Source organism: Streptomyces sp. NPDC033966 (assembly GCF_055575955.1).
The window spans coordinates 368,767-394,173 of record NZ_JBVIRQ010000004.1 but is presented as its reverse complement, the minus strand read 5'-3'; the positions used below and the strand labels follow the sequence as shown (position 1 = coordinate 394,173).

Sequence of the window (25,407 nt, the reverse complement as noted above, 5' to 3'; positions counted from 1 at the left end):
CGCGGCTCGGCCCTGGCGGGCCTCCCCGGCTTCGCGCCGCTGCGCCGGACTCCGTCCGGCGGACCCGGGGCGGGATCGGTTCGGGTGGCTGGGGGCGGTGGGGCGGGTGCGGGTGGGGTGCCGCTGCGCGGGGCTTGCCCCTCCCCGCCCTTCACCCTCCCCCAGACTCCGTCCGGGGGGACCCCCAGGCCTCAGTCGCCGGGCGCGGCTGGGGGGACCTGGCGCTCCGCGCCGGTGCGGCTCACTGCACGGCGCTACCGCGCCCGCGCCTCAAACGCCGGCGGGGCGGAGGTTGCCGACCCGGACCGGCAAATCCCAGCCCCGCCGGCGATTGAGGCGCGGGGTCCGGGGCGCAGCCCGGGACCTTTCAGCCCCGCCGGCGTTTGAGGCGCTGGGGGCACCTCCCAGCGGTAGCTGGGGGAGGGTCTGGGGGCGGAGCCCCCAGAAGGGGTCCGGGCGGAGCCCGGGGAACGGGCGAAGGGCGGGTAGGGGACCTCGCCCCGCGCAGCGACCAACCACCCGCACCCGACCCACGGGCCTCGGCCGAGGCCACCGGGCGAGCGGAGTACCGACAAGAGGCGGCATCGCCGGTCAACCACGGTCACCCACGCTCATCCGCGGGCGGACTCCGCCAAAACGGCCGGCCAGGCCCCCCGCGTGGCTACGGTCCACACATGTCTGACTGTTACTCACATACATGGCAGTGCGAGTTATGGCCGGTTGGGCGGAATCCGCTCATGATGCGGCCATGACACACAACCTGACGCGCCGTCAACTCGGCCGCAACGCCCTCCGCGCCGCCGCAGCCCTCGGCATCACCCGCATCGGACTCGGCGCCGCCGCCGCGGCGGAACCCCCCGCCGCCCCGTACGCGCCCGCCGTCGTCGTCGGCTCCGGCTACGGATCCGCCGTCGCCGCGCTGCGCCTCGGGCAGGCCGGCGTCCGGACCGTCGTCCTGGAGATGGGGCGGCTGTGGGACACCCCCGGGCCCGACGGCAAGGTCTTCCCCTCCACGTCCGCGCCCGACCAGCGCTCCATGTGGTTCCGCAACCGCACCGAGGCTCCGCTCGCCCAGTTCCTCTGGCTCGACGTGGTCAACCGCGACATCAGCCCCTACCCCGGGGTCCTGGACCGCGTGAACCACGGGGACATGTCCGTCTACGTGGGCCGCGGCGTGGGCGGCGGCTCCCTCGTCAACGGCGGCATGGCCCCGACCCCCAGACGCTCCTACTTCACCGAGGTGTTCCCCGGCGTGGACGCCGGGGAGATGTACGGCACCTACTACCCCCGCGCCCGCGCCATGCTCGGCGTCAACGAGATCGACCCCGCCTGGTTCGAGTCCACGGAGTGGTACCGCTTCGCCCGGATCTCCCGAAAACACGCCCAGAACACCGGGCTGAAGACCACCTTCGTGCCCAACGTCTACGACTTCGAGTACATGAAGCGCGAGGCCGCCGGCACCGCCACCCGCTCCGCCCTCGCCGGCGAGGTGATCTACGGCAACAACCACGGCAAGAAGAGCGTCGACAAGACCTACCTCGCCGCCGCCCTCGGCACCGGCAACGTCACCATCGAGACCATGCAGCGCGTGGTCGCCGTACGCCAGGACCCGGCCGGAGGCTACGTCCTGACCGTGCACACCAGCGACCTCACCGGCCGCGTCACCCAGGTCCGCGAACTGGGCTGCCGGCAGCTCTTCCTGGGCGCCGGCAGCCTCGGCACCACCGAGATCCTGCTGCGCGCCCGCGAGACCGGAGCACTGCCCGCGCTCAGCGAGAAGGTCGGACTCGGCTGGGGCCCCAACGGCAACGTCATGACCGCCCGCGCCAACCACCTGTGGGACACGGTCGGCTGCAACCAGGCCACCATGCCCGCCCTCGGCATCGACGACTGGGACAACGCGGCCAACCCGGTCTTCGCGGAGATCGCCCCGCTCCCCATGGGCATCGAGCACTGGATCTCGATGTACCTGGCCATCACCAGGAACCCGGAGCGGGCCCGCTTCACCTACGACGCCGCGAGCGACTCGGCGCGGCTGAACTGGAGGCGGGACCAGAGCGCCCCGGCGGTCGCGGCGGCCAAGAACCTCTTCGACCGGATCAACCGCCGCAACGTCACCATCTACCGCTACGACCTGTTCGGCGACAACAAGGCCTTCGCCGACGACTTCACCTACCACCCGCTCGGCGGCTGCGTCCTCGGCGAGGCCACCGACGCCTACGGGCGGGTCAAGGGCTACCAGGGGCTGTACGTGCTCGACGGGTCACTCGTACCCGGCTCGCTCGGCGTGAACCCGTTCGTGACGATCACGGCCCTCGCCGAGCGGAACATGGAGCGGATCCTCGCCCAGCCCTGAGACCCAGGCCGTGTCTAACCGCGGTACAGAGCGTCGATCTCGTCCGCGAAGTCCTTCGCCACCACGTTGCGCTTCAGCTTCAGCGACGGCGTGATGTGGCCGGACTCCTCCGTGAACTGGGAGCCCAGGATGCGGAACTTCCGCACCGATTCCGCCTTGGACACCGCCGCGTTGCCGTCGTCGACGGCCTTCTGGACGGCGGCGATCAGCTCCGCGTCCTCGCGCAGCTCCGCCGCCGTCACCCCGGCCGGCTTGCCGTTCTCCGCGGCCCACCGGCCGAGGAACTCCTCGTCGATGGTGACCAGCGCGGCCACGAACGGCCGCCCGTCGCCGACCACCATGCACTCCGCGACCAGCGCGTGCGCCCGGATCCGGTCCTCGATCACCGCGGGGGCGACGTTCTTGCCGCCGGCCGTGACGATGAGTTCCTTCTTACGGCCGGTGATCTTGAGGTAGCCGTCCTCGTCGAGGGTGCCGACGTCGCCGGTGTGGAACCAGCCGTCCGTCATCGCCTCGGCGGTGGCCGCCTCGTTCTTCCAGTACTCCTTGAAGACGTGCTCGCCGTGCACCAGCACCTCACCGTCGTCGGCGATGCGCAGCACGGAACCGGGCAGCGGCTGGCCGACCGTACCGATCTTCTGCTTGTCCCACGGGAGGAAGGCGGTGGCCGCGCAGGTCTCCGTCAGGCCGTAGCCCTCCAGGACCGTGAAGCCGATGCCGCGGAAGAAGTGGCCCAGCCGCTCGCCGAGCGGGGCGCCGCCGGAGATCGCGTACTCGCCGCGCCCGCCGAGGACGGCGTGCAGCTTGGAGTAGACGAGCTTGGAGAACAGCTTGTGCTTCAGCTTCAGGCCGAAGGACGGGCCCGAGGGGGTGTCCAGCGCCCGGCTGTACGCGATCGCCGTGTCGGCGGCCGCGTCGAAGATCTTGCCCTTGCCGTCGGCCTGGGCCTTGGCCCGCGCCGAGTTGTAGACCTTCTCGAAGACGCGCGGCACGCCGAGGATCAGCGTGGGGCGGAAGGACTGCAGCTCGTCGGTGAGGTTCTTGATGTCCGGTACGCAGCCCAGCCGGATCGGCGCCAGCACCGCCGCCACCTCCACCAGGCGGCCGAAGACGTGCGCGGCCGGGAGGAAGAGCAGCACGGAGCACTCGCCGGTGCGGAAGAGCGGCTTCAGCCGCTCCACCACGTTGCCGCACTCGGCGAAGAAGTTGCGGTGGGTCAGCACGCAGCCCTTGGGGCGGCCGGTGGTGCCCGAGGTGTAGACGATCGTGGCCGGGTCGTCGGCGACCGCGAGGGCGCTGCGCGCGTCCACCTCGGCGTCGCTGACCTCGGCGCCGGCGGCCACGAGCACGCCCTGGGCGTCCTTCTCGATCTCCCAGACCTCGCGCAGCTCCGGGAGCCGGTCGCGCAGGGAGGCCACGCTCGCGCTGTGCCCGGGGCTCTCCACGATGGCCGCGACGGCCCCGGAGTCGCCGAGGATCCACTGGATCTGCTCGGGGGAGCTGGTCTCGTACACGGGGACGGTGACGCCGCCCGCGGTCCAGATCGCGAAGTCGAACAGCACCCACTCGTAGCGGGTGCGGGAGATCAGGGCGACCCGGTCGCCGGGCTCGATGCCGGAGGCGATCAGGCCCTTGGCGGCGGCCCGCACCTCGGCGAGGAACTCCGTCGCGGTCACGTCCTGCCACCGGCCGTCGACCTTGCGGCTGATGACGGCGGTGTCTGGGTGCTGGGCGGCGTTGCGGCGGATGAGATCCGTCAGGTTCCCGTCCGACGGGACCTCGTACAGGGCCGGAAGGCTGAACTCGCGCAAGACTGCTGCTCCTCTGGGCGCCATCGCCACCGTGTGGACCGACCGGACGTTACCCACCGGTAGTGGGTTCCCGATAGAGGGAACCGGCCAGATGTTCCGTGCGTCACATTCTGTACATCACGATGCGCCGCAAGAACCGCCAATACGCTGCCGACAGTAGTCGACCGTGTGCGCGACTCGGAAGTAACCGCAGGTCCGGCCGCCTGCGACCCTCCCTCTACCCGGCCCGGGCCGGCCCCCCTAGGGTGAGCGGCATGGGTGGCAGGAAGAGTCGTACGCGGGTCCACGTCGTCAGCGACGTACACGGCAACACCGAAGCGCTCGCACGCGCCGGAGACGGCGCCGACGCGCTCCTCTGCCTCGGCGACCTGGTGCTCTTCCTCGACTACGCCGACCACTCCCGCGGCATCTTCCCCGACCTGTTCGGCGTCGAGAACGCCCACCGCATCGTCGAACTGCGCACCGCCCGCCGCTTCGCGGAAGCGCGCGAATTCGGCCGCCGGCTGTGGGACGGACTCGACCGGGAACGCATGATCGAGGAAGCGGTGCGCCGGCAGTACGCGCAGATGTTCGCCGCCTTCCCCAGCCCGACGTACGCGACGTACGGCAACGTCGACGTCCCCGGCCTGTGGAGCGAGTACGCCGGACCCGGCACCACCGTCCTCGACGGCCAGCGCGTGGAGATCGGCGGCCGCGTCTTCGGCTTCGTCGGCGGCGGACTGCCCTCGCCCATGCGCACGCCCTACGAGGTCGACCCGGAGGAGTACGCCGCCAAGGTCGAGGCCCTCGGCGAGGTCGACGTGCTCTGCTCGCACATCCCGCCGGAGGTCCCCGAGCTCTGCTACGACACCGTCGCACGCCGCTTCGAGCGGGGCAGCGAAGCCCTGCTCGCCGCGATCCGCCGGACCCGGCCCCGGTACGCCCTCTTCGGCCACGTCCACCAGCCGCTGGCGCGGCGGGCCCGGATCGGCGCCACCGAGTGCGTGAACGTCGGCCACTTCGCCGCCACCGGAAGGCCCTGGGCGCTGGAGTGGTGACCTCCGGGTGACCTCCCTGGAGTGGTGACCTCCACACGCACGGTAGCCTGCACGCGGCGGCCGCAGGCCGCACACTTCCTCGACTCACTCCCCGGAGGAGCCACCGCGATGGCGGAACACACCAGCTCAAGCATCACGATCGATGCCTCCCCGGCCGACGTGATGGCCGTGATCGCCGACTTCGCCCGCTACCCGGAGTGGACCGGCGAGGTGAAGGAGGCCGAGGTGCTCGCCACCGACGCCGAAGGCCGCGCCGAGAAGGTCCGCCTCCTGCTGGACGCCGGCGCGATCAAGGACGACCACACCCTCGCGTACACCTGGAAGGGCGCCGACGAGGTCAGCTGGACGCTCGACAAGTCCCAGATGCTGCGGCAGCTGGACGGCTCCTACCGGCTGGCCCCCCTGGACGGCGGACGCACCGAGGTCACCTACCAGCTGACCGTGGACGTCAAGATCCCCATGCTCGGCATGATCAAGCGCAAGGCGGAGAAGGTCATCATCGACCGCGCCCTGGCCGGCCTGAAGAAGCGCGTCGAGACCCCCCGCTCCTGACGCACCGGGCCCTTCCGGGACACCGCGCGCGCGGCGCCCGGAAGGGGACCCGCGCAGCACGGACCAGAAGAGCAAAGGCACGGCACCACCATGCAGACCCTCCTCGTCACCGGCCCCGGAGGCGCAGGCCGCAGCACCGTCGCAGCCGCCACCGCACTCGCCGCCGCGCGCGACGGACAGCGGGTGCTGCTGCTGTGCGACGCCGGCGCCGCCCCCCTCCCCGACGGGATCCCGGGGCTGCGCGTCACCCCCGTCGACTCCGGCCAGGAGTTCCGCACCGAGCTCGCCGCCCTCCAGGAACGCGGCGCCTCCCTCATCGGCATGCTCGGCGGCCGCCCCCTCGGCGCCGAGGAACTCACCGAGCTCCCCGGCGCCGAACAGTTCGCCCTGCTCCGCGCCCTGCGCCGGGCCGCCGCCGAACCCGCCACCGACCTCGTCGTCGTGGACATGCCCCCGCTGCACCAGGCCGTCGCCACCCTCGCGCTCCCCGCCCAGCTGCGCCGCTACCTCGCCCGGCTGCTCCCCGCCGAGCGGCAGGCCGCCCGCGCCCTGCGCCCCGTACTCGCCCAGCTGGCCGGAGTGCCCATGCCGGCGCAGTGGCTGTACGAGACCGCCGCACGCTGGGACGAGGAGCTGGCCGCCGTCCAAGCCGTCGTGGAGGCACCCACCACCCGGATCCGCCTCGTCGCCGAGCCCGGCCCCGCCGCCGGCACCGCCCTGCGCACCGGACTGCTCGGGCTCGCCCTGCACGAGCTGCGGACCGAGTCCCTCGTGGCCAACCGGCTCCTGCCGCCGGACGCCGCCGCGGCCCACCCCTGGGCCGCGGGACTCGCCGCGCAGCAGCGGGCCTTCCTCGACGAATGGGCCGGCGCCGGCCTTCCCGTCCACGAGCTGGCCCACCTCGGCCGGGACCCCCGGGGCACCGACGACCTGGAGGCGCTCGGCGCCGCCCGGGGGGTCGCCCCCGCCCCAGCCCCCGCGCCCGGCCCCGACCCCGGCTGGACCGTCGAGGACCGGCTCGCGGACGACGGGGTGCTCGTCTGGGCGATCCCGCTGCCCCGCGCCCGCAAGAGCGAGCTCGATCTGGTCCGGCGCGGGGACGAGCTGCTCGTCGCGGCGGGACCCCACCGCAGGATCGTTCCGCTGCCCTCCGCCCTGCGCCGCTGCACCGTCTCCGGCGCCGCCCTCGCCGACGGCGCCCTCCGCGTCCGCTTCGCCCCCGACCCGCGGCTGTGGCCGAGGGAGCGCTGAGACCCGTACCGCCGTTCGGGTACCGTCGAAGTAAGACCCACCGCAGCTGCCGCCAGGAGAGTCCGCCATGAGCGAGGCCACCGACCACCCCGCCGCCGACGACGCCTGGGCGCGGGCATGCGCCGAGGACCTCGCCGCCGAGAAGGAACGCCGCAGGTCGGCACGGTCCGGCACGGGCACGGGCACCGGAACCGGAACCGCCGCCGAGGAACTGTTCAAACTCTTCGAGGCCGTCGCCGACAAGGTCTCCTCCCTGAACAACCCGGCCGTCGGCGCCGCCGCACAGGACGCCGTACGCCAGTTCGTCAACCAGGCCAAGACCGCCGCCAAGCCCGTCATCGAACGCAACCCGGAGGTCTTCGGCCACCTCGCGGCCGCCGGATCCGAACTCCTCGCCGCCTACCGCTCCGCCGTCGAAGGCCATGAGCGCCGCTGGACCCACGACGAACCGCCCGCCCCCCGCAAGCCCTCCGACAAGGGCGACGAGGGCCCCGATACGGGCCCGGCCGAGCGGATCGATCTCGACTGAACCTCCGCCGGCCCCGTGTACGGTTGGCCGTGGCGGGGTTTGACCGGAAACCGAGGGACTAATGGGACTCACCATCGGCGTCGACATCGGCGGCACGAAGATCGCGGCCGGCGTGGTCGACGAAGAGGGCACCATCCTTGAGACGTACAAGGTGCCCACCCCGCCGACCGCGGACGGCGTGACGGAGGCGATCTGCGCCGCCGTCTCCGAGGTCAGCAGCAACCACACCATCGACGCCGTCGGCATCGGCGCCGCCGGATACGTCGACGACAAGCGCGCCACGGTGCTCTTCGCACCCAACATCAACTGGCGGCACGAACCGCTCAAGGACAAGGTCGAACAGCGCATCGGCCTGCCCGTCGTCGTCGAGAACGACGCGAACTGCGCCGCCTGGGGCGAATACCGCTTCGGCGCGGGCCAGGGCCACGAGGACGTCATCTGCATCACCCTCGGCACCGGCCTCGGCGGCGGCATCATCATCGGCAACAAGCTGCGCCGCGGCCGCTTCGGCGTCGCCGCCGAATTCGGCCACATCCGGGTCGTCCCCGACGGCCTGCTCTGCGGCTGCGGCAGCCAGGGCTGCTGGGAGCAGTACGCCTCCGGCCGCGCCCTCGTCCGGTACGCGAAGCAGCGCGCCAACGCCACCCCCGAGAACGCGGCGATCCTGCTCGGCCTCGGCGACGGCACCGCCGACGGCATCGAGGGCAAGCACATCAGCGAGGCCGCCCGGGCCGGCGACCTCGTCGCCATCGACGCCTTCCGCGAGCTCGCCCGCTGGGCCGGCGCCGGCCTGGCCGACCTCGCCTCCCTCTTCGACCCGTCGGCGTTCATCGTCGGCGGCGGCGTCTCCGACGAGGGCGACCTCGTCCTCGACCCGATCCGCAAGTCCTTCAAGCGCTGGCTCGTCGGCGGCGCCTGGCGCCCGCACGCACAGGTGCTCGCCGCACAGCTCGGCGGCAAGGCCGGGCTCGTCGGCGCCGCGGACCTGGCCCGCCAGGGCTGACACCCCGCCCTCCCGTTCGGCAGTCACTGCCCGCCGCGCCCCCTGTGGGAGCGGCGGGCGGCTGCGTATGTTCGGGGCATGCCGCACACGCTGCACACCCTGCCGAAGTCCGTGACCGAGCCCGACGGTTCAGCCGTGATCCGGGCGCTCAGCTACAACATCCGCTCGCTGCGCGACGACGAGGAGGCCCTGGCCCGGGTCATCCGCGCCTGCGCCCCGGACCTGGTCCTCGTACAGGAAGCGCCCCGGTTCTTCCGCTGGCGCAAGCACGCGGCGAGGCTGGCCGCGAAGACCGACCTCGTGGTGCTCAGCGGCGGAGCGACGGCGGCCGGGCCGCTGCTGCTGTGCTCGCTACGGGCCTTCGTGGAGCGCACCGAGGACGTTCTGCTCCCGCGCACCCCCGGCCTGCACCGCAGGGGCTTCGCGACCGCCGTCGTCCGCTTCGGGGCCGCCCGGGTCGGGGTGGTCAGCGCCCACCTCTCGCTGGACGCGCGGGAACGGCGGGCCCAGGCGGACCTGCTCCTGGACCGGGCCGCCGCGCTGGGCGCACCGCACGTGATCGCGGCCGCCGACGTCAACGAGGCGGCGGGGGGTCCCGCCTTCGGCCGGCTGTCGGGGACGCTCCAGGACTGCTGGACGGTGTCCCCGTGGGGCGACGGCGACACCTTCCCCTCGGCGGCACCGGACCGGCGGATCGACGCGGTGTTCGCCTCGCGGGGCGTGGAGGTCCTGGCCTGCGGCGTCCCGGCGCGCCTCCCGGGGGTCACCACCCCCGACCTCCGCGCAGCAACGGACCACCTCCCGGTCCTGGCGACGCTCCGCCTGCCGGCGGGGGGCTGACTACTACGGCGCGGGCCCGCTATCTCCCCCTCGACCCCGTGGGGCGGGTCGGTGGCTGCCCACCCGCCCCCTTGTCTGCGGGCCGGTGGGGTGGGTGAGCGGTAGCCCCTGGGGCGGTCTCGCAGCTGGTTTGGGGGTTTCCCGTCAGTCCCATCGTCCTTCCGTGTCGTGCCGGCCTGTCAAGGGCGCTCCCTTCGGTCGCGTCACTTCGTGATCGCCTTCGGCGACCCTTGACAGCCCGTCCCGCCCCGGAAAGACAAGGACTGCCGGGAAGCCCCCAAAAGAACGGTCACGGGGCAGGAGAGGGGGAGCGGGCCCGTCAGGGACGAGACGAGGGGCCGGGCGTTGGCCGACTGGGCATCCGGGCCCTTGGAGGCCTGGTCCGGGGCCGGGGGCTCGGCTACCCGCACGAGAGGGCGACCAGAGTGACCTGCGGAGCACCCAGACGCACCAGATCGCTACGCGCTCCTGTCGTTTCGGCGTCCGGCGACCGCCTGTGGCTGATACCCGCACCAGAGGGCGACCAGAGCGCCACCACCGCTCAAGCCCACATCTTTCGCACTGCTCCCGCCACCCGTGACGAGGGGATCCGCCTTCTCGACGAAGCCGCTCAGATCGCCGCACAGTCCGACCTCGGACGTCAACTACGTAGCATCGAGGCCATCAGACGGACGTGCGAGGGAGCCTTCAAGCCCCTACACCACCGACCAGGGAGCAGGTAGTGGCAGACGGACGACCGCAGGAAGTCACGGAGGAGCAGCGGCAGGCAGCCCAGCTGATCTGGGATTACCACCACATGCGTCACGAACTCCGCCCGTGCGATGTGGCCATCGCCTTGGGTTGCAACGACCTCGGCGTCAGCACCTACGCCGCCGACCTGTACAAAGCCGGGCTCTTCCCCACCCTGGTGCTCACCGGCGGCAACAGCGCGGCCACCATCAACGTGTTCCCGCGTGGCGAAGCAGTGCACTTCCACGAACATGCCCTCGCGCTCGGCGTACCCGCCCACGCGATGCTGCTGGAGCCGAAGGCCGCCAACACCGGGCAGAACATCGCGTTCGCGCGCGAGGTGCTGACCGCCGCCGGCGTCCGGCCCGGCTCCGTGCTGCTGATCAGCATGCCGTACATGGAGCGACGGGCCTTCGCCACCTGCCGCGAGCAGTGGCCTGACATCGAAGTGGTTTGCGCTTCCGACCCGTTGTCCTTCGACGCTTACCTCAAGGGCGTGGACGACGAGGAATCCGTGATCAGCATGATTGTTGGCGACCTGCAACGCGTGATCGAGTACCCGAGGCAGGGCTTCGCCATCGCCCAGCACGTACCGCAGGACGTGCATGCCGCATATCAGTCTCTCGTCCGCGACGGCTTCACCAGCTGTCTCCTCAGCCCCTGAGAGGCATCGGCCGCAGACGACAGACGGCCGCCGAGATGAGAGAAGCGCGTAGCGATCTGACGCGCTTCCCACGGCGCTTTGATCGCCCTCTGGTGCGGGTATCAGCACTGTGGGAAGGTCGGCTCACTCCGGGGGCCGGCTGTGCCTCTCCAGCGTCGCCTTGGTCGTGGATCGGTCCACCAGCCGCAGTTCCCAAGGGCCGGTGTTCACGTCGAAGTCCTTGCCGAAACCGACCCATTTGCCGGCCATGCGCCGTCCGGTCGGCTCGACCAGGAGTTGGATGGCTCCGTGGTAGCGGGCCCCGTTGTAGTAGCCGTCTGCGGCAGTCTGCTCGACCCAGGTACCCGTGACCACGTTGCGGTCGACGGTGAGGTCGAGGGTGAGCGGGCTGTCCGGGTTGCTGCTCGCCCCTGGCAGGCTCTGAACGGTGAGCCGATTCCCGTGCTGGACGATCACTACGTAGTGCTTGCCCTCGTACGAGGCGTCCCGGCTCGAAGAGAAGAACTCGTAGCGGCTCAGCCAAACCCCCGAGAACGTCTCCTCACCCGTCTGCGCGCCTGCAACGGCGGGTGCAGTGCCGGTTGTTGCTCCGGCCTCCATGTCATGTCCTCCCTTCCCGTCTGCGTGAACTCGCGCCTTGGGCTCGGAAGGGGTTCTAGCCCCGGCGACGAGCCTTCACGGCATCGGTGTACAGCTCACGAGTGAAGTCGTCCGCGCCAATGCCCAGCTCAGCCAGAACAGCACGGACATCATCGAGTGCCGCAGGCACGTCGGCTTCCTCGACGAGGGTCTCCAACTCCAGGAAAGTGCCGTCCAGCTCGGGGACCCGCACCAAGGTGGCGAGCATCTGCCGGCCCCGCGCCTGGAAGGAGTAGTTCCTGCACCTCTTCTCGAACTCGATGGCCGGGGCATAGCCGAGGGCGCGGAGCATGGCGTGTACGGCCTCGGCGTCTTCAACCCGAGTCTCGTGCTCCGGCTTGGATCCAGACGCCTCATCGACCCGGGCGCCCTTGTAGGTGAGGACCGTGCGGGTCGAATCCGAAGCGTGCACCGTGCGGACTCGAAGCTCTTGGTCCTTGGCCCCCAAGCCTCCGTCCACCGTGTCGTAGTAAGTGTCCCGATACACCTCAGCCCGGCCCTCAGCCCGGGCGTCCAGCCGCCTCAACGTCTCCTGCGGCACGGGCACACGGGCCTTCAGCTCCGCTTCGATCATTCGTCCGTCCTCCCTCAAACCGTGCGTTCCGCGCCCCTGACGATCACCTCGAACATGCGCCGAAAGCCTCGGAACAGAGGACCGTGCGGTGTCTCCATCACCTTGTACGTGGCGGACTCGTGCCCTTCCCACCCTGCATCGAACGCTCCGACGAACAGGACGGAGTCAGCCCGGATCAACCGCCATGTAGGCAGCATGGCGTACCTGTACACCTCGATATCGCAGATTCCCGCAAGCTCGCGCAGTCGAGCCTCGGCCAGTCGTACACCGCTGGCGAGCGATTCCGGCGATTCGCCGATCTCGGCCGCTCGTATGGCAAGGGCCGGCGACTCCGGATCGAGCAACAGCACCCGGACACGAATATCACTGGCCTTCCTCGCGAGGTGAGTTCGCAGCATTGAGTCCTTCAGGCCGACCAGACCAAGACCACGGACGGCAAGAATGTCGATCTCTTCGGCCTCGCCTGCTTGCTGCTGGATCTCCTCCCTAGCGGAGACCTGGGCGGAGTACACGCGGACGACTTCTGGAAACACCGCGAGATCGAACGCGGCGCCGCCGGAGCGCCGCTCACGGCCCGCCGCCAGCCCCAGGAGATGGCGAGCGTCATCCGGCATGCCCAGCCCGTCAGCGATCCGCTCATAGACGTCGAGACGCGACACCTCACGGCGACGGTTGATGATCTCGTTCACACGTGCCTGCGTCATGCCGACCGCCGCAGCAATGCGCCCCTGACTTACACCGCTGTACTGCTGCACGTAGCGGAACATCGCACCCACGTCACGCGCGCGAAGAGCCTGACGCACCTCCGCCCGCTCCCAGGCCCAATCGGGCAGGGAAGCCGGTACCAGGCGTGTGGCCACGACGACTTCCGTCATCCGCCTACGAGATGGGACCCCATCCCACCGTGAGATTACCGTGCGGATATCGACGGTGTACCCAATGTCACCAGATCCTCTTGGTGTGCCCGATCGAACCAGCACGCCAGCCAGCCGGAGGAACCGCCCCATGCCTTTCCATGCAGACGACAAACCGGAAACACCGCCCTGGCGAGGGCTCGATGCCAGAGCCAGCCAGGAGCTCCTCGATCGCGCCCAAGCCGGTTGGGAGCGCTTCCTCACGACCTTCAAGGCGGCGTCCGATGAGTGAGTGCTACGAGTACGTGCCCCACCGCCTCCTCCGCCAGCGCGTCCGCGACATCGCATCGGGTACCGAGGGCGTGCTGATGGCGGTGATCAGCGAGAACGTCTCCGACACCGGTATCGAGCGCTGGATGGAGCTCGCCTACATCCGCAACGCCTCCGGCCGCGAATTCACGACCGCCGCCACCAACGTCGAACCCGCCCACGACCAGCCCCGGACGGCCGCCGGCCGCCGAGATCAGAGAAGCGCGTAGCGATCCGTCTCGCCCATGTGCTTCCCACGCTGCCCTGATCAACCTCTGGTGCGGGTATCAGCCACAGGCGGTCGCCGGCCGCCGAGACCAGGGGAGCGCGTAGCGATCTGTCGCGCCTGGGTGGTCCGCAGGTCGCGCTGATCAACCTCTCGTGCGCCTAGTCGCGCCCCCGGCCCCGAATCCGGCATCCACGGGCCCGGATGCCCGGCGGGCCGAGGCCCGGCCCCGTCGCCTCATCGCTGACACGGCCGCCCCTGCTCTCCTGCCCCGTGACCGTTCCTTTGGGGGGTTCCCGGCAGTCTTTCGGCTTTCCGGGGCGGGTCGGTCGGTCAAGGGTCGCCGAAGGCGATCGCGTAGCGACGCGACCGAAGGGAGCGCCCTTGAGGGACCGGCACGACACGGAAGGACGATGGGACTGACGGGAAACCCCCGAACCAGCTGCGAGACCGCCCAAGGGGATACCGCTCCCCGCCCCCCGGCCCGCAGACAAGGGGGCGGGTGGGCGGCCACCGCCCCGCCCGCACCCCTCGCGGGGGAGATAGCGGGCCCGCGCCGCAAGGCGCGTACCCCCGACCGCCTACACCACCGCGCCGCGCCCCGGGTCGTCGTCGTCCTCGTCGTCGCCGCCCGACATGCGGGCGATCAGGGTGGCGAAGCCGCCCAGGAAGCCGCCGATGCCCAGGGTGGTCAGCCACCACGTCATGTCCCACTGGAACAGCACCGCCAGCAACAGCAGCACCGGCCCGCCGATCACCGCGAGCCACGCGAACTTCGCCGTCGTGTCCGCCTCCGGCAGCTCCGGTTCCGGGGGCACGAAGTGGCCCTCGTCCGCCGGCTCGGCCGGGGTGTGGTCCCTGGGGCCCGGCGCGGGGGTCGGTACCGGTACGCCCACGCCCGGGGCGAACGTGATCGAGCTGCCCAGCCCGGGCTCCGGCTCCGGCTCCGGCTTCGGCTCGGCCGCCGGAGGCTCCGGCTTGGGCTCGGGCTTGGGCTCGGGCTTCACGTCCTCCTCCGGCAGCATCAGGTTCTCGATCGGCCGGAACGGCCTCGCCCCCGGCGGGTCCGGCGGTTCCTGTCCGTACCCGGCGACGATCGCGGCCCACGCCGCTTCCTCGTCCAGCGGGGGCACGCCCCCGGAGGACTCCTCGTGCTCAGCCACCGCTGGCCGCCCCCTCCCTGCCGACACTCTTCGCGAGCCGCCCGATGAACGCGTAGCTGTCCGCGAAGATCCGCTCCGCGTCATGGTCCAACGTCGCCACGTGGTAGCTCTGTTCCAGCAGGGTCTCGGTGACGTCGGCCGACGACACGCGGGACAGGATCCGCGCCGAGTCCACCGGCGGGACCACGTGGTCCTGGGGGCTGTGGAGCAGCAGCACGGGCTGAGTGACCTGCGGCAGCTCGGTGTCCACGAGCTGGAAGAACTTCCGCAGCGAGTGCGCGGCCTTCGTCGGGACCCGGTCGTAGCCGACCTCCGCAGAGCCGGGCTTCGCGATGTCGCTGGCGATCCCCGGCGTCGACCGGATGAAGTGCTTGACCACCGGAAGGGCGACGGCCAGCGGGTCGTGCACCTTGTTGGCCGGGTTGACGAGGACGATGCCGCTGATCGCGTCCCCGTGCCGGGCCGCCAGCCGCAGCGTCAGCGCGCCGCCCATGGAGAGCCCGAAGACGAAGACCTGCTCGCACCGCTCCAGCAGCTCGCGCAGCGCCCGGTCGACCTCGGCGTACCAGTCCTGCCAGCCGGTGAGCTGCATGTCCTGCCAGCGCGTCCCGTGCCCGGGCAGCAGCGGGAGCGAGACGGTCAGCCCGCGCTCGGCCAGGTACTCGGCCCAGGGGCGGAGCGACTGAGGCGAACCGGTGAAGCCGTGGCAGAGAAGCACGCCCACCTCTCCGCCCTCGTGGCGGAACGGCTCTGCTCCAGGGAGGACGGGCACCAGGGTCTCCTTCGAAGGGTGGGGGGTGCGTTGCGCTGTGTGACTTCACCGTACGCGACCGGGATGACACCGACCAGGGCCGTCGGGCGCTCCGCGCGGGCCCACGGGATATGGTCTGTTCGACAGACACAGGAAGGCTTTCGAGTTGATCTACGGCGCAATGAAGTTCTCCATCGGAGGGTCCCTGAAGCTCGCCTTCAGGCCGTGGGTGGAGGGCCTCGAGAACATTCCCGCCGAGGGGCCGGCGATCCTCGCGAGCAACCACCTGTCCTTCTCCGACTCCTTCTTCCTGCCGGCCGTACTGGACCGGAAGGTGACCTTCATCGCGAAGGCGGAGTACTTCACCTCCCCGGGGGTCAAGGGCAAGCTGACGGCGGCCTTCTTCAAGGGCGTCGGGCAGCTCCCGGTGGACCGCTCCGGCGCGCGCGGTGCGGGCGAGGCGGCCATCAAGAGCGGCATCGAGGTCATCGAGCGCGGGGAGCTGTTCGGTATTTACCCCGAGGGGACCCGTTCACCCGACGGCCGCCTCTACCGCGGCAAGCCGGGCGGTCTGGCCCGGGTCGCGCTGGCCACGGGCGCGCCCGTGATCCCGGTCGCGATGATCGACACCGAGAAGATCCAGCCGCCCGGCAAGGTGGTCCCGAAGCTGATGCGCCCGGGCATCCGGATCGGCAAGCCGCTGGACTTCAGCCGCTACCAGGGCATGGACGGCGACCGCTTCATCCTCCGCTCGGTGACCGACGAGGTCATGTACGAGATCATGAAGCTCTCCGGCCAGGAGTACGTGGACATCTACGCGACGGCCGCCAAGCGGCAGATCGCGGACGCGGAGAAGGCGGCCAAGGAGAGCGGCAAGGCGGCCGACAAGGCGGCCAAGGCCGAGGCCGAGAAGGCCGAAGCGGAGAAGGCCGAGGCCGAGAAGGCCAAGGGAGAGACGGGCGCGGAGTAGTGCGCGCGGCGGGCCGGCCTGGAGGCCGTGCCCGCGAGATCGGGGCGGGTGGGGGAAATGGCGAAGCGCGAGCGCGTCGTACGGATGTCGGTCGAGCAGCCGCTGTGGCAGGCCCTGACGGCGTACCGGCTGCTCACCATGGTCTACGCGGCCCTGCTGTTCGCCGCGGCCTACCGGAAGTTCGACCACCCCGGGGTGGCGGCCGGCTACCTCGCCCTCCTCGCCGTCTGGACGCTGGCCACCCACCGCCGGGTGGCGAACGCGGCCAGCTGCACCAAGGGTTTCCTCGTCGCCGACCTCGCCGTCGCGCTGACCGGCATCCTGCTCACCCCGCTCGCCGACACCCACCAGCGGATCACGGAGGGCGGCCCGACCCTCCCCAGCATCTGGACGGCCGGCTCGGTCCTGGCCTTCGCCCTCAAGGGCGGCTGGCGCTGGGCCGGCTTCGCCTCGACCTTCGTGGCCGCCGCCAACCTCGTCATCCACGGCGGCGACCCCACCCGGGACACCCTCCACAACGTGCTGCTGGTCTGGGTCGCCTCCATAGCCATCGGCTACGTCGTCGAGGTCGCGCGGGCCAGTGAGGCCACCCTCGCCCGCGCCCTGGAGATCGAGGCCGCGACCCGCGAGCGCGAGCGCCTCGCCCGCGACATCCACGACGGGGTCCTCCAGGTCCTCGCCATGGTCCAGCGGCGCGGCACCGAGCTGGGCGGGGAGGCCGCCGAGCTCGGCCGGATGGCGGGCGAGCAGGAGGTGGCGCTGCGCACGCTGGTCTCCAGCGGGCTGGTGCAGCCCTCCCGGGTCTCGCGCGACGGGTCGCTCGGCGCGCTGGTGGACACGTACGAGGTGGAGGAGCCCGGCGCGGAGGGGGCGGAGATGGACCTGCGCTCCCTGCTGGCCCCGCACGCCGGCTCCCGGGTGAGCTTCGCCGAGCCGGGCACCCCGGTGGTGCTGCCAGCGCCCGCCGCGCGGGAACTGGCGGCGGCGGTCGGCGCGGCCCTCGACAACGTGCGCAAGCACGCCGGGGAGGCGGCCAGTGCCTGGATCCTGGTCGAGGACTGGGGCGACGAGGTGATCGTGACCGTACGGGACGACGGCCCGGGCATCCCGGCCGGCCGGCTCGACCAGGCGGAGGGCGAGGGGCGCATGGGCGTGGCCCTGTCCATCCGCGGTCGCCTGCGCGACCTCGGCGGCAGCGCCGAGCTGGTGTCCGTCCCCGGACAGGGCACCGAAGTGGAACTGAAAGTACCGAGGGGGAGGACCCAGTGAACGACGACAGCAGCGAGCTCCAGGACATCAAGGTGATGGTCGTCGACGACCATCCGATGTGGCGGGACGCGGTGGCCCGGGACCTGGCCGCCGCGGGCTTCGACGTCGTCGCCACGGCCGGTGACGGGCCGGAGGCGGTACGCCGGGCCCGCGCGGCGGCGCCGCGGGTGCTGGTCCTGGACCTCAACCTGCCGGGCATGCCCGGGGTACAGGTCTGCAAGGAGCTGGTCGGCGCCGATCCCGCACTGCGCGTGCTCGTCCTGTCGGCCAGCGGTGAGCACGCCGACGTCCTGGAGGCGGTGAAGTCCGGGGCGACCGGCTACCTGCTGAAGTCGGCCGGGGCGCAGGAGCTGATCGACGCGGTCCGCCGTACGGCGGCCGGCGACCCGGTGTTCACCCCGGGCCTGGCGGGTCTCGTCCTCGGCGAGTACCGGCGCCTGGCCACCGACCCGGCGCCGGCCGCCCCCGACGTGCCGAAGGCCCCGCAGCTGACCGACCGGGAGACCGAGGTGCTGCGGCTGGTGGCGAAGGGGCTGTCGTACAAGCAGATCGCGGAGCGGCTGGTGATCTCCCACCGCACGGTCCAGAACCACGTGCAGAACACCCTCGGCAAGCTCCAGCTGCACAACCGGGTGGAGCTCGTCCGCTACGCGATAGAGCGCGGGCTCGACGACGCGTAACCCGTTCGTACGTCGTACTTACTTCCACCCCGCCTCCCCGTACGAGTGAACGGGGAGTACGCAACGTCCCGTGTTTTCACCGGAATTGACCCCTCCAGGACCCTTGCTGTGACCTGTGTCACCACTAGCGTGACGGTCATGGCGAAGGGAGATTCCATGAAGGTCGGAGTGCTCACCGGCGGCGGCGACTGCCCCGGACTCAACGCGGTGATCAGGGGCGTCGTCCGCAAGGGCACGCAGGAGTACGGATACGGGTTCGTCGGCTTCAAGGACGGCTGGCGGGGGCCGATCGAGGGGGACACCGTCCCGCTGGACATCCCCGCCGTCCGGGGCATCCTGCCCCGGGGCGGCACCATCCTCGGCTCCTCGCGCACCAACCCGTTCAAGACGGAGAACGGCGTCCGCGCGATCAAGGAGAACCTCGCCAAGTTCGAGGTCGACGCGCTCGTCGCGATCGGCGGCGAGGACACCCTCGGCGTGGCCGCCCGGCTCTACGAGGAGTACGGCGTCCCCTGCGTCGGCGTACCGAAGACCATCGACAACGACCTCTCGGCCACCGACTACACCTTCGGCTTCGACACCGCCGTGGGCATCGCCACCGAGGCCATCGACCGGCTGCACACCACGGCCGAGTCCCACATGCGGGTCCTGGTCGTCGAGGTCATGGGCCGGCACGCCGGCTGGATCGCCCTGCACTCGGGGCTGGCGGGCGGCGCGAACGTCATCCTCATCCCGGAGCAGCGCTTCGACGTGGACCAGGTCTGCGCCTGGGTGACCTCCCGCTTCAAGGCCAGCTACGCGCCCATCGTGGTGGTCGCCGAGGGGGCCATGCCCAAGGACGGCGACCTGGTCCTCAAGGACGCCGTCTCCCGCGACTCCTTCGGACACGTCCGGCTGTCGGGCGTGGGCGAGTGGCTGGCCAAGGAGATCGAGTCGCGGACCGGCAAGGAGGCCCGTACGACGGTCCTCGGGCACATCCAGCGCGGCGGCACCCCGAGCGCCTTCGACCGCTGGCTCGCCACCCGTTTCGGACTGCACGCGATCGACGCGGTGCGCGACGGGGACTTCGGCAAGATGGTCGCGCTGAAGGGGACGGACATCGTCCGAGTGCCGATCGCGGAGGCCACCGCGAAGCTGAAGACGGTCGACCCCGCGCTGTACGAGGAGGTCGGGGTCTTCTTCGGCTGACGCCCGGGCGGAGCCGGGCGGGCCCGGGCGGAGCCGGGCGGGCCCGGGCGGAGCCGGGCGGGCCCGGGCCACGGGTCGTATCGTGACGGAACGACCCGTGGCCGACCTGTGGGGAGCGAGCGTGGAGATCCTGGCCTTCGGCGTGACCGCCGACGAGAAGCCCCTCCTGGAGCGCGCCTTCGAGGAACACTTCGGTGGGCGCCACGAGGTCCGCTGCCTCGACGTCTTCCTCGGCGAGGACACCGCGCCGATCGCCGCCGGCTACGAGGTCGTCTCCTCCAGCGTCAACGCCGAACTGCACGGCCGGGTCCTGCGCACCCTGGCCGCCGGCGGCACCCGCATGATCGCGCAGCGCTCCACCGGCTTCAACAACATCGACCTGGACGTGGCCCGGCAGCTCCGCATGACCGTCAGCCGGGTCTCGTACTACTCCCCCTACTCGGTGGCGGAGTTCGCCTGGACCCTGGCCATGGCCGTGAACCGGCGGATCGTCCGCGCCTCCAACCGCACCCGGGACTTCGACTTCCGCCTGAACGGGCTGATGGGCCGCGACCTGCGGGGCCGCACGGCGGGGGTCCTCGGCACCGGCAAGATCGGCGAGGCCTTCACCCGGATCGCCCACGGCTTCGGCATGAAACTGCTGGGCTGGGACCTCGTGCCGAACCCGGCGTGCGTGGAACTGGGCATGGCGTACGTGGACAAGGACGAGCTGTTCGCATCCGCCGACCTGATCAGCCTGCACGTGCCGCTGCTGGAGTCCACGCACCACATCGTCGACGCGGCCGCGCTGAAGGCGATGCGGGACGACGCGGTCCTCGTGAACTCCAGCCGGGGCGGGCTGATCGACACGGAGGCCCTGGTCGCGGAGCTGCGGGCGGGCCGCTTCGCGGGGGTGGGCCTGGACGTGTACGAGGCGGAGGCCGGGGTCTTCTTCACGGACCGGTCCCTGGAGGCGGTCGAGGACGACACCCTGGCCCGGCTGGTCACCTTCCCGAACGTGGTCGTCACGTCCCACCAGGCGTACTACACGCTGGACGCGGTGGGGCAGATCGTGGACGCGACGGTCCGCAACGTGGCGGACTACCTGGCGGGGCGCCGCTCCGAAAACACCCTTGTTCCTCCCGGGGGCTGATCCGTGCCGGGGTGCGGGGCGCCTGCGGCGGGCCTTTCCCCCACCCCGCCCCTTCCCGAAACCGGGGGCTCCGCCCCCGGACCCCCGCGCAGCGCCCGGGGACCGGCCCGGCAGGGCAACGGCCCGCACCCCGCCCGGCTACGCCGGACCGGCGGCGGCCCCCGTCACCGAGCGGACGGCGGCGGACACCAGCTCCGCCCCCCGCAGGGTCAGCACCGACTCCGGGTGGAACTGCACCCCCGCGAAGCCCCGCGCAGCGCACCGCAGCGCGTGCACCTCGCCCGTGACGGCGTCCCGCGACACCTCCACCCCGTGCGCGGACAGCTCCGCCTCCGCCTCCGCGTCACAGGCCGCGGCGTACGTGTTGTAGAAGCCCACCACCTCCGGCGTGCCGAAGAGGTCGACCACCACCTGCGCCCCCTGCGCCGGCTCGGCCTTCCGCACCAGCGGCAGCCCCAGCTCCGCCGCGATCAGCTCGTGCCCGAGGCACACCCCCAGCAGTCCCCCTCGGTGGGAGGCGAGCAGCTCCCGCGCCAGCCCGCGCAGCATCCGCATCTTGGGATCGGCCGCGTCCGCCGGGTTCCCCGGCCCCGGGCCGAGGACGACCGGGCCGTCCCAGGCCAGGGCCAGGGACCGCAGCCCGGGGTCGTCGTAGCGGCGTACGGTCACCTCCAGACCGGCCACCCGCAGCACGTGGGCCAGCATCGCCGTGAAGGTGTCCTCCGCGTCGATCACCAGCGCGTGCCCGCCCGCGTCCGCCGGCCGCTCCTGCATGCGGAGCCAGAACGGCGCCAGGTCCGCCCGCCGCGAGGCGAGGGCCGCCTGCACCCGGGGGTCGTCGGCCAGCCCGGCCCCGTCGAAGGCCGGCCGGGGCGCGGCGGGCCGTACGCCCAGGGCCGCCAGTACCCCGGCGGCCTTGGCGTGCGTCTCGGCCACCTCGCCGAGCGGGTCCGAGTGGCGGACCAGGGTGGCACCGACCGGCACCCGCAGCGCCCCGTCCGGGGCGATGTCGGCGGTGCGGATCAGGATGGGGGAGTCCAGGGTCTGGGCGCCGGACGCGTCCAGGCCGAGCAGCGCCAGCGCGCCCGCGTAGTAGCCGCGGCCGCCGCTCTCGTACCGCTCGATCACCCGGCAGGCGTTCTGTACGGGCGAGCCGGTCACGGTCGCCGCGAACATGGTCTCCTTCAGGACCTCCCGGACGTCCAGCGAGGAGCGTCCGCGGAGCTCGTACTCGGTGTGCGCGAGGTGGGACATCTCCTTCAGGCGGGGGCCGACGACGACACCGCCCATGTCGCCGACCGTGCACATCATCTTCAGTTCCTCGTCGACCACCATCGACAGCTCCTCGGTCTCCTTGCGGTCGGCGAGGAAGCCGAGGAGCGACTCGGCGGTCGGGCCGGAGGCCGGATAGCGGTAGGTGCCGCTGATGGGGTTCATCACGACCGTGCCGCCGGACATCCGCACGTGCACCTCGGGGCTGGCCCCGACCAGGGTGCGGTCCGGGGTGTGGACGACGTACGTCCAGTACGCGCCCCGCTCGCCCTCCAGCAGCCGCCGGAACAGGGCCAGCGCGTCGGCCCGGCCGAAGCCGTCGATCCGGCCCTCGTAGGTGCGCCGGATCACGAAGTTCGCGCCCTCGCCGCGGCCGATCTCCTCGCGGATCACCCGGTCGACGGTGGCCGCGTACTCCTCGTCGGGGACGTCGAAGCCGCCGCCGTCCACCCGGACGCGGTGGTCCGGGAGCCCGGCCAGCGCGGCGGCGAGCGGGATCTCGTACGCCTCCTCGGCGGTCAGCACGGCCAGCGGCGTGCCGTCGTCGCGTACGTCGAACCCGCGCTCGCGGATCTGCCGGAAGGGGACCAGGGCGAGGGTGGGCAGCTCCCGTACGGGCAGGTCGGCGAGGCGGCCGGCCTCGTGGACCGGGCCGAGGAGCACCTCGACGGTGTCGTGGTCGCGGCCCGGGGTCCGCCGGCGCAGCAGGGCGAAGGGCGGGGCGGAGTCGTCGAGGAGCCGGGTGAGGCCGAAGTCGGGGCGGGGCGCGGGGCGGGGCGTGGGGCTGGTCATGGGGCGTCCTTCCGGTGGGGTGTCGGAGGGAGGGACGGCCCGTGTCGGCACACGGAAAAGGCCGCCCCTCGGGGGCGGCCTTCGCTTCGCTCGTGTCAGTGGGTACGCGAGAGGGGTGGGCCGCCGGGAGCGGGCCACCACCAGTTCAGGTTGGCGTGCGCGTACATGGGAGGCACCCTAGCCCACCGGGACGCCGGTCCGCTGCATCTGACCTTTTCCGACATGTGAACCTTGCATTCCGTTAATCCGCGGACCCCGGGCCTTCGAACGGAACCCGAACGACACCGTCTCATCTGGTGGGCGTCCGGCCGGACACGGCGAATGACGACGTAATGTGTACGAGGTGACCGTGAACGCTGAAAACCAAGCCCCCGCCGCCAAGGCGACCTGGCGAGACCTTCCCGCGGCGCAGCAGCCTTCGTACCCCGATGCCGAGGCCCTGCGCGCTGTCGTCGCGGACCTCGAGTCGTATCCTCCGCTCGTCTTCGCGGGCGAGTGCGACCAGCTGCGCGCCCGTCTGGGAGCCGTCGCCAAGGGCGAGGCGTTCCTGCTCCAGGGCGGCGACTGCGCCGAGGCCTTCGACGCCGTCTCCGCCGACCACATCCGCGCCAAGCTGAAGACCCTGCTCCAGATGAGCGCCGTCCTCACGTACGCGGCCTCCGTGCCCGTCGTGAAGGTCGGCCGCATCGCGGGCCAGTACTCCAAGCCGCGCTCCAAGGACACCGAGACCCGCGACGGCGTCACCCTGCCGACCTACCGCGGTGACTCCGTCAACGGCTTCGCCTTCACCGAAGAGGCCCGCGTCCCGGACCCGGAGCGGCTCAAGCGCATGTACCACGCGTCGGCCTCGACGCTGAACCTGGTGCGCGCCTTCACCACCGGTGGCTACGCCGACCTGCGCCAGGTGCACGCCTGGAACCAGGACTTCGTGAAGTCCTCCCCGTCCGGGCAGCGCTACGAGCAGCTCGCGCGGGAGATCGACAACGCCCTGAACTTCATGAAGGCCTGTGGCACCGACCCGGCCGAGTTCAAGGCGGTCGAGTTCTACGCGTCCCACGAGGCGCTGCTGCTGGACTACGAGGGCGCCCTCACCCGCACGGACTCGCGTACCGGCAAGCTGTACGACACCTCCGGCCACATGGTCTGGATCGGTGAGCGCACCCGCCAGCTGGACCACGCCCACATCGAGTTCTGCTCGCAGATCGCCAACCCGATCGGCATCAAGCTCGGCCCGACCACCTCGGTGGACGAGGCGCTGACGTACATCGACCGCCTGGACCCGGAGCGCGAGCCGGGCCGGCTGACCTTCGTCGTCCGCATGGGCGCCGACAAGGTCCGCGACAAGCTCCCCGAGCTGGTCGAGAAGGTCACCGCGTCCGGTGCGACCGTCGCGTGGGTCACCGACCCGATGCACGGCAACACCTTCGAGGCGGCCTCCGGCCACAAGACGCGCCGTTTCGACGACGTGCTCGACGAGGTCAAGGGCTTCTTCGAGGTGCACAAGGCGCTGGGCACCCACCCGGGCGGCATCCACGTCGAGCTCACCGGTGACGACGTCACCGAGTGCGTGGGCGGCGGCGACGAGATCTTCGTCGACGACCTGCACCAGCGCTACGAGACGGCCTGCGACCCGCGGCTCAACCGCAGCCAGTCCCTGGACCTGGCCTTCCTGGTCGCCGAGATGTACCGCGACCAGTAGTCGCGATCAGTAGGTAGCTTCCTACGGCAATGGGGCGCGGATCGATGTGATCCGCGCCCCATCGTCGTACCCGGGTCTTTTAGGGGACCCTAACTTTGGGTACGGTTAGGTAAGCCTCACCGAATAGGGGATGGCCTGCCGAACCGTTCCGCTCCAGGGAGGTGAACCGCGTGTACGTCTGCTCTTGCTTCGGCGTCACCGACAAGCAGGTGAAGGAACACGCGGCTGCCGGGGCCTGCACCCCCCGCCAGATCGCCTCGGCCACCAAGGCCGGCACCGACTGCGGCTCGTGCGTGCGCACCATCCAGGGCATCCTCGGCCGTGGGGCCTGCCCGCGCCGGGAGCTGCTGGAGAAGGGCAACGCCGCGGCCGTCCTCGCCGCCGACCCCGCCGCGGCGCCCGCGCCGGAGCTGGCGGAAGCCGCCTGAGGGTCCGACCCAGGGGCCGTCCGGGGGCCGGTCCGGGGGTCCGTCCGGGGGTCCGTCCGAGGGGCGTCGGCTAGCTCGGCTGCTCGATGAGCTGCGCGATGTACAGCGCCTCGCCGAGGGACTCGATGAGCTCCAGCTGGGTGTCGAGGTAGTCGATGTGGTGCTCCTCGTCCGCCAGGATCTCCTCGAAGAGGCGGGCGGACGTGATGTCGCCCTTCCCGCGCATGACCTCGATGCCGCGCTTGAGGCGGTCGATGGCCTCGACCTCGACCTGCCGGTCCGCCTGGAACATCTCCGTGATCGTCTGTCCGACGCGCACGTGGAAGAGGCGCTGGTAGTTCGGCAGACCGTCGAGCATGAGGATGCGCTCGGTGATCTTGTCCGCGTGCTTCATCTCGTCGATGGACTCTTCACGCGTGTACTTGGCGAGCTTGGTCCACCCCTTGTTGTCCTGGATGCGGTAATGCAGCCAGTACTGGTTGATGGCCGTGAGCTCGCCGGTCAGCTGCTCGTTGAGGAATTCGAGGACCTCGGGGTCGCCCTGCATCGCAGAGGCTCCTTCCAGGCAATGTCAGCTAGTGACTGGGCAGTGCGCGCATCCTTGCACTGCCGCCCTGGGGCGTCCAGTAAGTGCCTCCTTAGTGGGAGTTGCCGCGACTTGCCCGAATCGGGTCTTACCTGGTCGTGAC

General features: G+C 71.4%; 23 protein-coding genes and 1 pseudogene. 16 read left to right on the top strand and 8 right to left on the bottom strand.

The genetic code is table 11. The features are described 5' to 3' along the window. Positions 1 to 748 precede the first annotated feature (748 nt). Complete coding sequence (locus ACZ518_RS14085; protein WP_469113280.1) at positions 749 to 2,356, top strand: GMC oxidoreductase; 1,608 nt, start codon at positions 749 to 751, stop codon at positions 2,354 to 2,356. 14 nt (positions 2,357 to 2,370) lie between these two features. Here the strand turns inward: ACZ518_RS14085 and ACZ518_RS14080 are convergent, their stop codons facing one another. Beyond that, a complete protein-coding gene (locus ACZ518_RS14080; RefSeq protein ID WP_469113279.1) occupies positions 2,371 to 4,167 on the bottom strand; it encodes an AMP-dependent synthetase/ligase in 1,797 nt (598 codons plus the stop codon). 254 nt (positions 4,168 to 4,421) lie between these two features. Between ACZ518_RS14080 and ACZ518_RS14075 the strand changes: the two genes are divergently transcribed. From ACZ518_RS14075 to ACZ518_RS14045, 7 genes are all read left to right on the top strand, one after another. Then, positions 4,422 to 5,204 (top strand): metallophosphoesterase family protein, encoded by a 783-nt coding sequence (locus tag ACZ518_RS14075; protein ID WP_469113278.1) that lies wholly within the window; start codon positions 4,422 to 4,424, stop codon positions 5,202 to 5,204. Positions 5,205 to 5,312: 108 nt separating this feature from the next. Further along, the gene (locus ACZ518_RS14070) at positions 5,313 to 5,756 is read left to right on the top strand and encodes an SRPBCC family protein (protein ID WP_469113277.1); all 444 of its coding nucleotides are present in this window, start codon (positions 5,313 to 5,315) and stop codon (positions 5,754 to 5,756) included. A 90-nt stretch (positions 5,757 to 5,846) separates the two neighbouring features. Continuing rightward, entirely contained in the window at positions 5,847 to 7,007 is a 1,161-nt protein-coding gene (locus tag ACZ518_RS14065) for an ArsA family ATPase (protein WP_469113276.1), read from the top strand. Between the two features lie 67 nt (positions 7,008 to 7,074). Continuing rightward, complete coding sequence (locus tag ACZ518_RS14060; RefSeq protein ID WP_469113275.1) at positions 7,075 to 7,536, top strand: DUF5304 domain-containing protein; 462 nt, start codon at positions 7,075 to 7,077, stop codon at positions 7,534 to 7,536. Positions 7,537 to 7,597: 61 nt separating this feature from the next. Beyond that, positions 7,598 to 8,539, top strand: coding sequence for an ROK family glucokinase (locus ACZ518_RS14055; RefSeq protein ID WP_467893321.1), 942 nt, complete (start codon positions 7,598 to 7,600; stop codon positions 8,537 to 8,539). 78 nt (positions 8,540 to 8,617) lie between these two features. After that, entirely contained in the window at positions 8,618 to 9,379 is a 762-nt protein-coding gene (locus ACZ518_RS14050; RefSeq protein WP_469113274.1) for an endonuclease/exonuclease/phosphatase family protein, read from the top strand. A gap of 721 nt (positions 9,380 to 10,100) precedes the next feature. Then, entirely contained in the window at positions 10,101 to 10,772 is a 672-nt protein-coding gene (locus ACZ518_RS14045) for a YdcF family protein (RefSeq protein WP_469113273.1), read from the top strand. A 123-nt stretch (positions 10,773 to 10,895) separates the two neighbouring features. Here the strand turns inward: ACZ518_RS14045 and ACZ518_RS14040 are convergent. From ACZ518_RS14040 to ACZ518_RS14030, 3 genes and pseudogenes are all read right to left on the bottom strand, one after another. Next, positions 10,896 to 11,414, bottom strand: a pseudogene (locus tag ACZ518_RS14040) (XRE family transcriptional regulator); the annotation flags it as partial. Between the two features lie 13 nt (positions 11,415 to 11,427). Then, positions 11,428 to 11,985, bottom strand: a complete 558-nt coding sequence (cyaB, locus tag ACZ518_RS14035; protein WP_469113272.1) for a class IV adenylate cyclase — start codon at positions 11,983 to 11,985, stop codon at positions 11,428 to 11,430. A 14-nt stretch (positions 11,986 to 11,999) separates the two neighbouring features. Then, on the bottom strand, positions 12,000 to 12,860 hold the full coding sequence (locus tag ACZ518_RS14030) for a helix-turn-helix domain-containing protein (RefSeq protein WP_469113271.1): 861 nt from the start codon (positions 12,858 to 12,860) through the stop codon (positions 12,000 to 12,002). A gap of 263 nt (positions 12,861 to 13,123) precedes the next feature. Between ACZ518_RS14030 and ACZ518_RS14025 the strand changes: the two genes are divergently transcribed. Continuing rightward, positions 13,124 to 13,378, top strand: coding sequence for a hypothetical protein (locus tag ACZ518_RS14025; protein ID WP_469113270.1), 255 nt, complete (start codon positions 13,124 to 13,126; stop codon positions 13,376 to 13,378). Between the two features lie 577 nt (positions 13,379 to 13,955). Here the strand turns inward: ACZ518_RS14025 and ACZ518_RS14020 are convergent. Both ACZ518_RS14020 and ACZ518_RS14015 read right to left on the bottom strand, forming a co-directional pair. Further along, on the bottom strand, positions 13,956 to 14,537 hold the full coding sequence (locus ACZ518_RS14020) for a hypothetical protein (protein WP_469113269.1): 582 nt from the start codon (positions 14,535 to 14,537) through the stop codon (positions 13,956 to 13,958). Continuing rightward, positions 14,530 to 15,309 (bottom strand): alpha/beta hydrolase, encoded by a 780-nt coding sequence (locus tag ACZ518_RS14015; RefSeq protein WP_469113268.1) that lies wholly within the window; start codon positions 15,307 to 15,309, stop codon positions 14,530 to 14,532. The genes ACZ518_RS14020 and ACZ518_RS14015 overlap by 8 nt, the downstream gene beginning before the upstream one ends. Positions 15,310 to 15,469: 160 nt before the next feature. Between ACZ518_RS14015 and ACZ518_RS14010 the strand changes: the two genes are divergently transcribed. The 5 genes from ACZ518_RS14010 to ACZ518_RS13990 all read left to right on the top strand — a co-directional run bounded on the left by ACZ518_RS14010 (position 15,470) and on the right by ACZ518_RS13990 (position 20,527). After that, complete coding sequence (locus ACZ518_RS14010) at positions 15,470 to 16,258, top strand: lysophospholipid acyltransferase family protein (protein ID WP_469113480.1); 789 nt, start codon at positions 15,470 to 15,472, stop codon at positions 16,256 to 16,258. 57 nt (positions 16,259 to 16,315) lie between these two features. Further along, positions 16,316 to 17,527, top strand: coding sequence for a MacS family sensor histidine kinase (gene macS, locus ACZ518_RS14005; RefSeq protein WP_469113267.1), 1,212 nt, complete (start codon positions 16,316 to 16,318; stop codon positions 17,525 to 17,527). Between the two features lie 35 nt (positions 17,528 to 17,562). Beyond that, entirely contained in the window at positions 17,563 to 18,207 is a 645-nt protein-coding gene (locus ACZ518_RS14000; RefSeq protein ID WP_042803204.1) for a response regulator, read from the top strand. A 156-nt stretch (positions 18,208 to 18,363) separates the two neighbouring features. Then, entirely contained in the window at positions 18,364 to 19,395 is a 1,032-nt protein-coding gene (locus tag ACZ518_RS13995; RefSeq protein ID WP_469113479.1) for a 6-phosphofructokinase, read from the top strand. 121 nt (positions 19,396 to 19,516) lie between these two features. Continuing rightward, complete coding sequence (locus tag ACZ518_RS13990) at positions 19,517 to 20,527, top strand: 2-hydroxyacid dehydrogenase (RefSeq protein ID WP_469113478.1); 1,011 nt, start codon at positions 19,517 to 19,519, stop codon at positions 20,525 to 20,527. A 138-nt stretch (positions 20,528 to 20,665) separates the two neighbouring features. Here the strand turns inward: ACZ518_RS13990 and ACZ518_RS13985 are convergent, their stop codons facing one another. Further along, positions 20,666 to 22,591 (bottom strand): anthranilate synthase family protein, encoded by a 1,926-nt coding sequence (locus ACZ518_RS13985; protein WP_469113266.1) that lies wholly within the window; start codon positions 22,589 to 22,591, stop codon positions 20,666 to 20,668. Positions 22,592 to 22,925: 334 nt separating this feature from the next. Between ACZ518_RS13985 and ACZ518_RS13980 the strand changes: the two genes are divergently transcribed. Continuing rightward, complete coding sequence (locus ACZ518_RS13980) at positions 22,926 to 24,290, top strand: class II 3-deoxy-7-phosphoheptulonate synthase (RefSeq protein WP_469113265.1); 1,365 nt, start codon at positions 22,926 to 22,928, stop codon at positions 24,288 to 24,290. A 161-nt stretch (positions 24,291 to 24,451) separates the two neighbouring features. After that, positions 24,452 to 24,718: a (2Fe-2S)-binding protein gene (locus tag ACZ518_RS13975; protein WP_469113264.1), complete on the top strand. Its 267-nt coding sequence runs from the start codon at positions 24,452 to 24,454 to the stop codon at positions 24,716 to 24,718. A gap of 70 nt (positions 24,719 to 24,788) precedes the next feature. Here the strand turns inward: ACZ518_RS13975 and bfr are convergent, their stop codons facing one another. Next, complete coding sequence (bfr, locus tag ACZ518_RS13970; protein ID WP_388935547.1) at positions 24,789 to 25,265, bottom strand: bacterioferritin; 477 nt, start codon at positions 25,263 to 25,265, stop codon at positions 24,789 to 24,791. Between the last annotated feature and the right edge of the window lie 142 nt (positions 25,266 to 25,407).

Coding starts and splice junctions, on each gene's coding strand:
- ACZ518_RS14085 (WP_469113280.1), top strand. CDS start 749: ATGACACACAACCTGACGCGCCGTCAACTCGGCCGCAACGCCCTCCGC.
- ACZ518_RS14075 (WP_469113278.1), top strand. CDS start 4,422: ATGGGTGGCAGGAAGAGTCGTACGCGGGTCCACGTCGTCAGCGACGTA.
- ACZ518_RS14070 (WP_469113277.1), top strand. CDS start 5,313: ATGGCGGAACACACCAGCTCAAGCATCACGATCGATGCCTCCCCGGCC.
- ACZ518_RS14065 (WP_469113276.1), top strand. CDS start 5,847: ATGCAGACCCTCCTCGTCACCGGCCCCGGAGGCGCAGGCCGCAGCACC.
- ACZ518_RS14060 (WP_469113275.1), top strand. CDS start 7,075: ATGAGCGAGGCCACCGACCACCCCGCCGCCGACGACGCCTGGGCGCGG.
- ACZ518_RS14055 (WP_467893321.1), top strand. CDS start 7,598: ATGGGACTCACCATCGGCGTCGACATCGGCGGCACGAAGATCGCGGCC.
- ACZ518_RS14050 (WP_469113274.1), top strand. CDS start 8,618: ATGCCGCACACGCTGCACACCCTGCCGAAGTCCGTGACCGAGCCCGAC.
- cyaB (WP_469113272.1), bottom strand. CDS start 11,985: ATGATCGAAGCGGAGCTGAAGGCCCGTGTGCCCGTGCCGCAGGAGACG.
- ACZ518_RS14030 (WP_469113271.1), bottom strand. CDS start 12,860: ATGACGGAAGTCGTCGTGGCCACACGCCTGGTACCGGCTTCCCTGCCC.
- ACZ518_RS14025 (WP_469113270.1), top strand. CDS start 13,124: ATGAGTGAGTGCTACGAGTACGTGCCCCACCGCCTCCTCCGCCAGCGC.
- ACZ518_RS14010 (WP_469113480.1), top strand. CDS start 15,470: ATGAAGTTCTCCATCGGAGGGTCCCTGAAGCTCGCCTTCAGGCCGTGG.
- macS (WP_469113267.1), top strand. CDS start 16,316: ATGGCGAAGCGCGAGCGCGTCGTACGGATGTCGGTCGAGCAGCCGCTG.
- ACZ518_RS14000 (WP_042803204.1), top strand. CDS start 17,563: ATGGTCGTCGACGACCATCCGATGTGGCGGGACGCGGTGGCCCGGGAC.
- ACZ518_RS13995 (WP_469113479.1), top strand. CDS start 18,364: ATGAAGGTCGGAGTGCTCACCGGCGGCGGCGACTGCCCCGGACTCAAC.
- ACZ518_RS13985 (WP_469113266.1), bottom strand. CDS start 22,591: ATGACCAGCCCCACGCCCCGCCCCGCGCCCCGCCCCGACTTCGGCCTC.
- bfr (WP_388935547.1), bottom strand. CDS start 25,265: ATGCAGGGCGACCCCGAGGTCCTCGAATTCCTCAACGAGCAGCTGACC.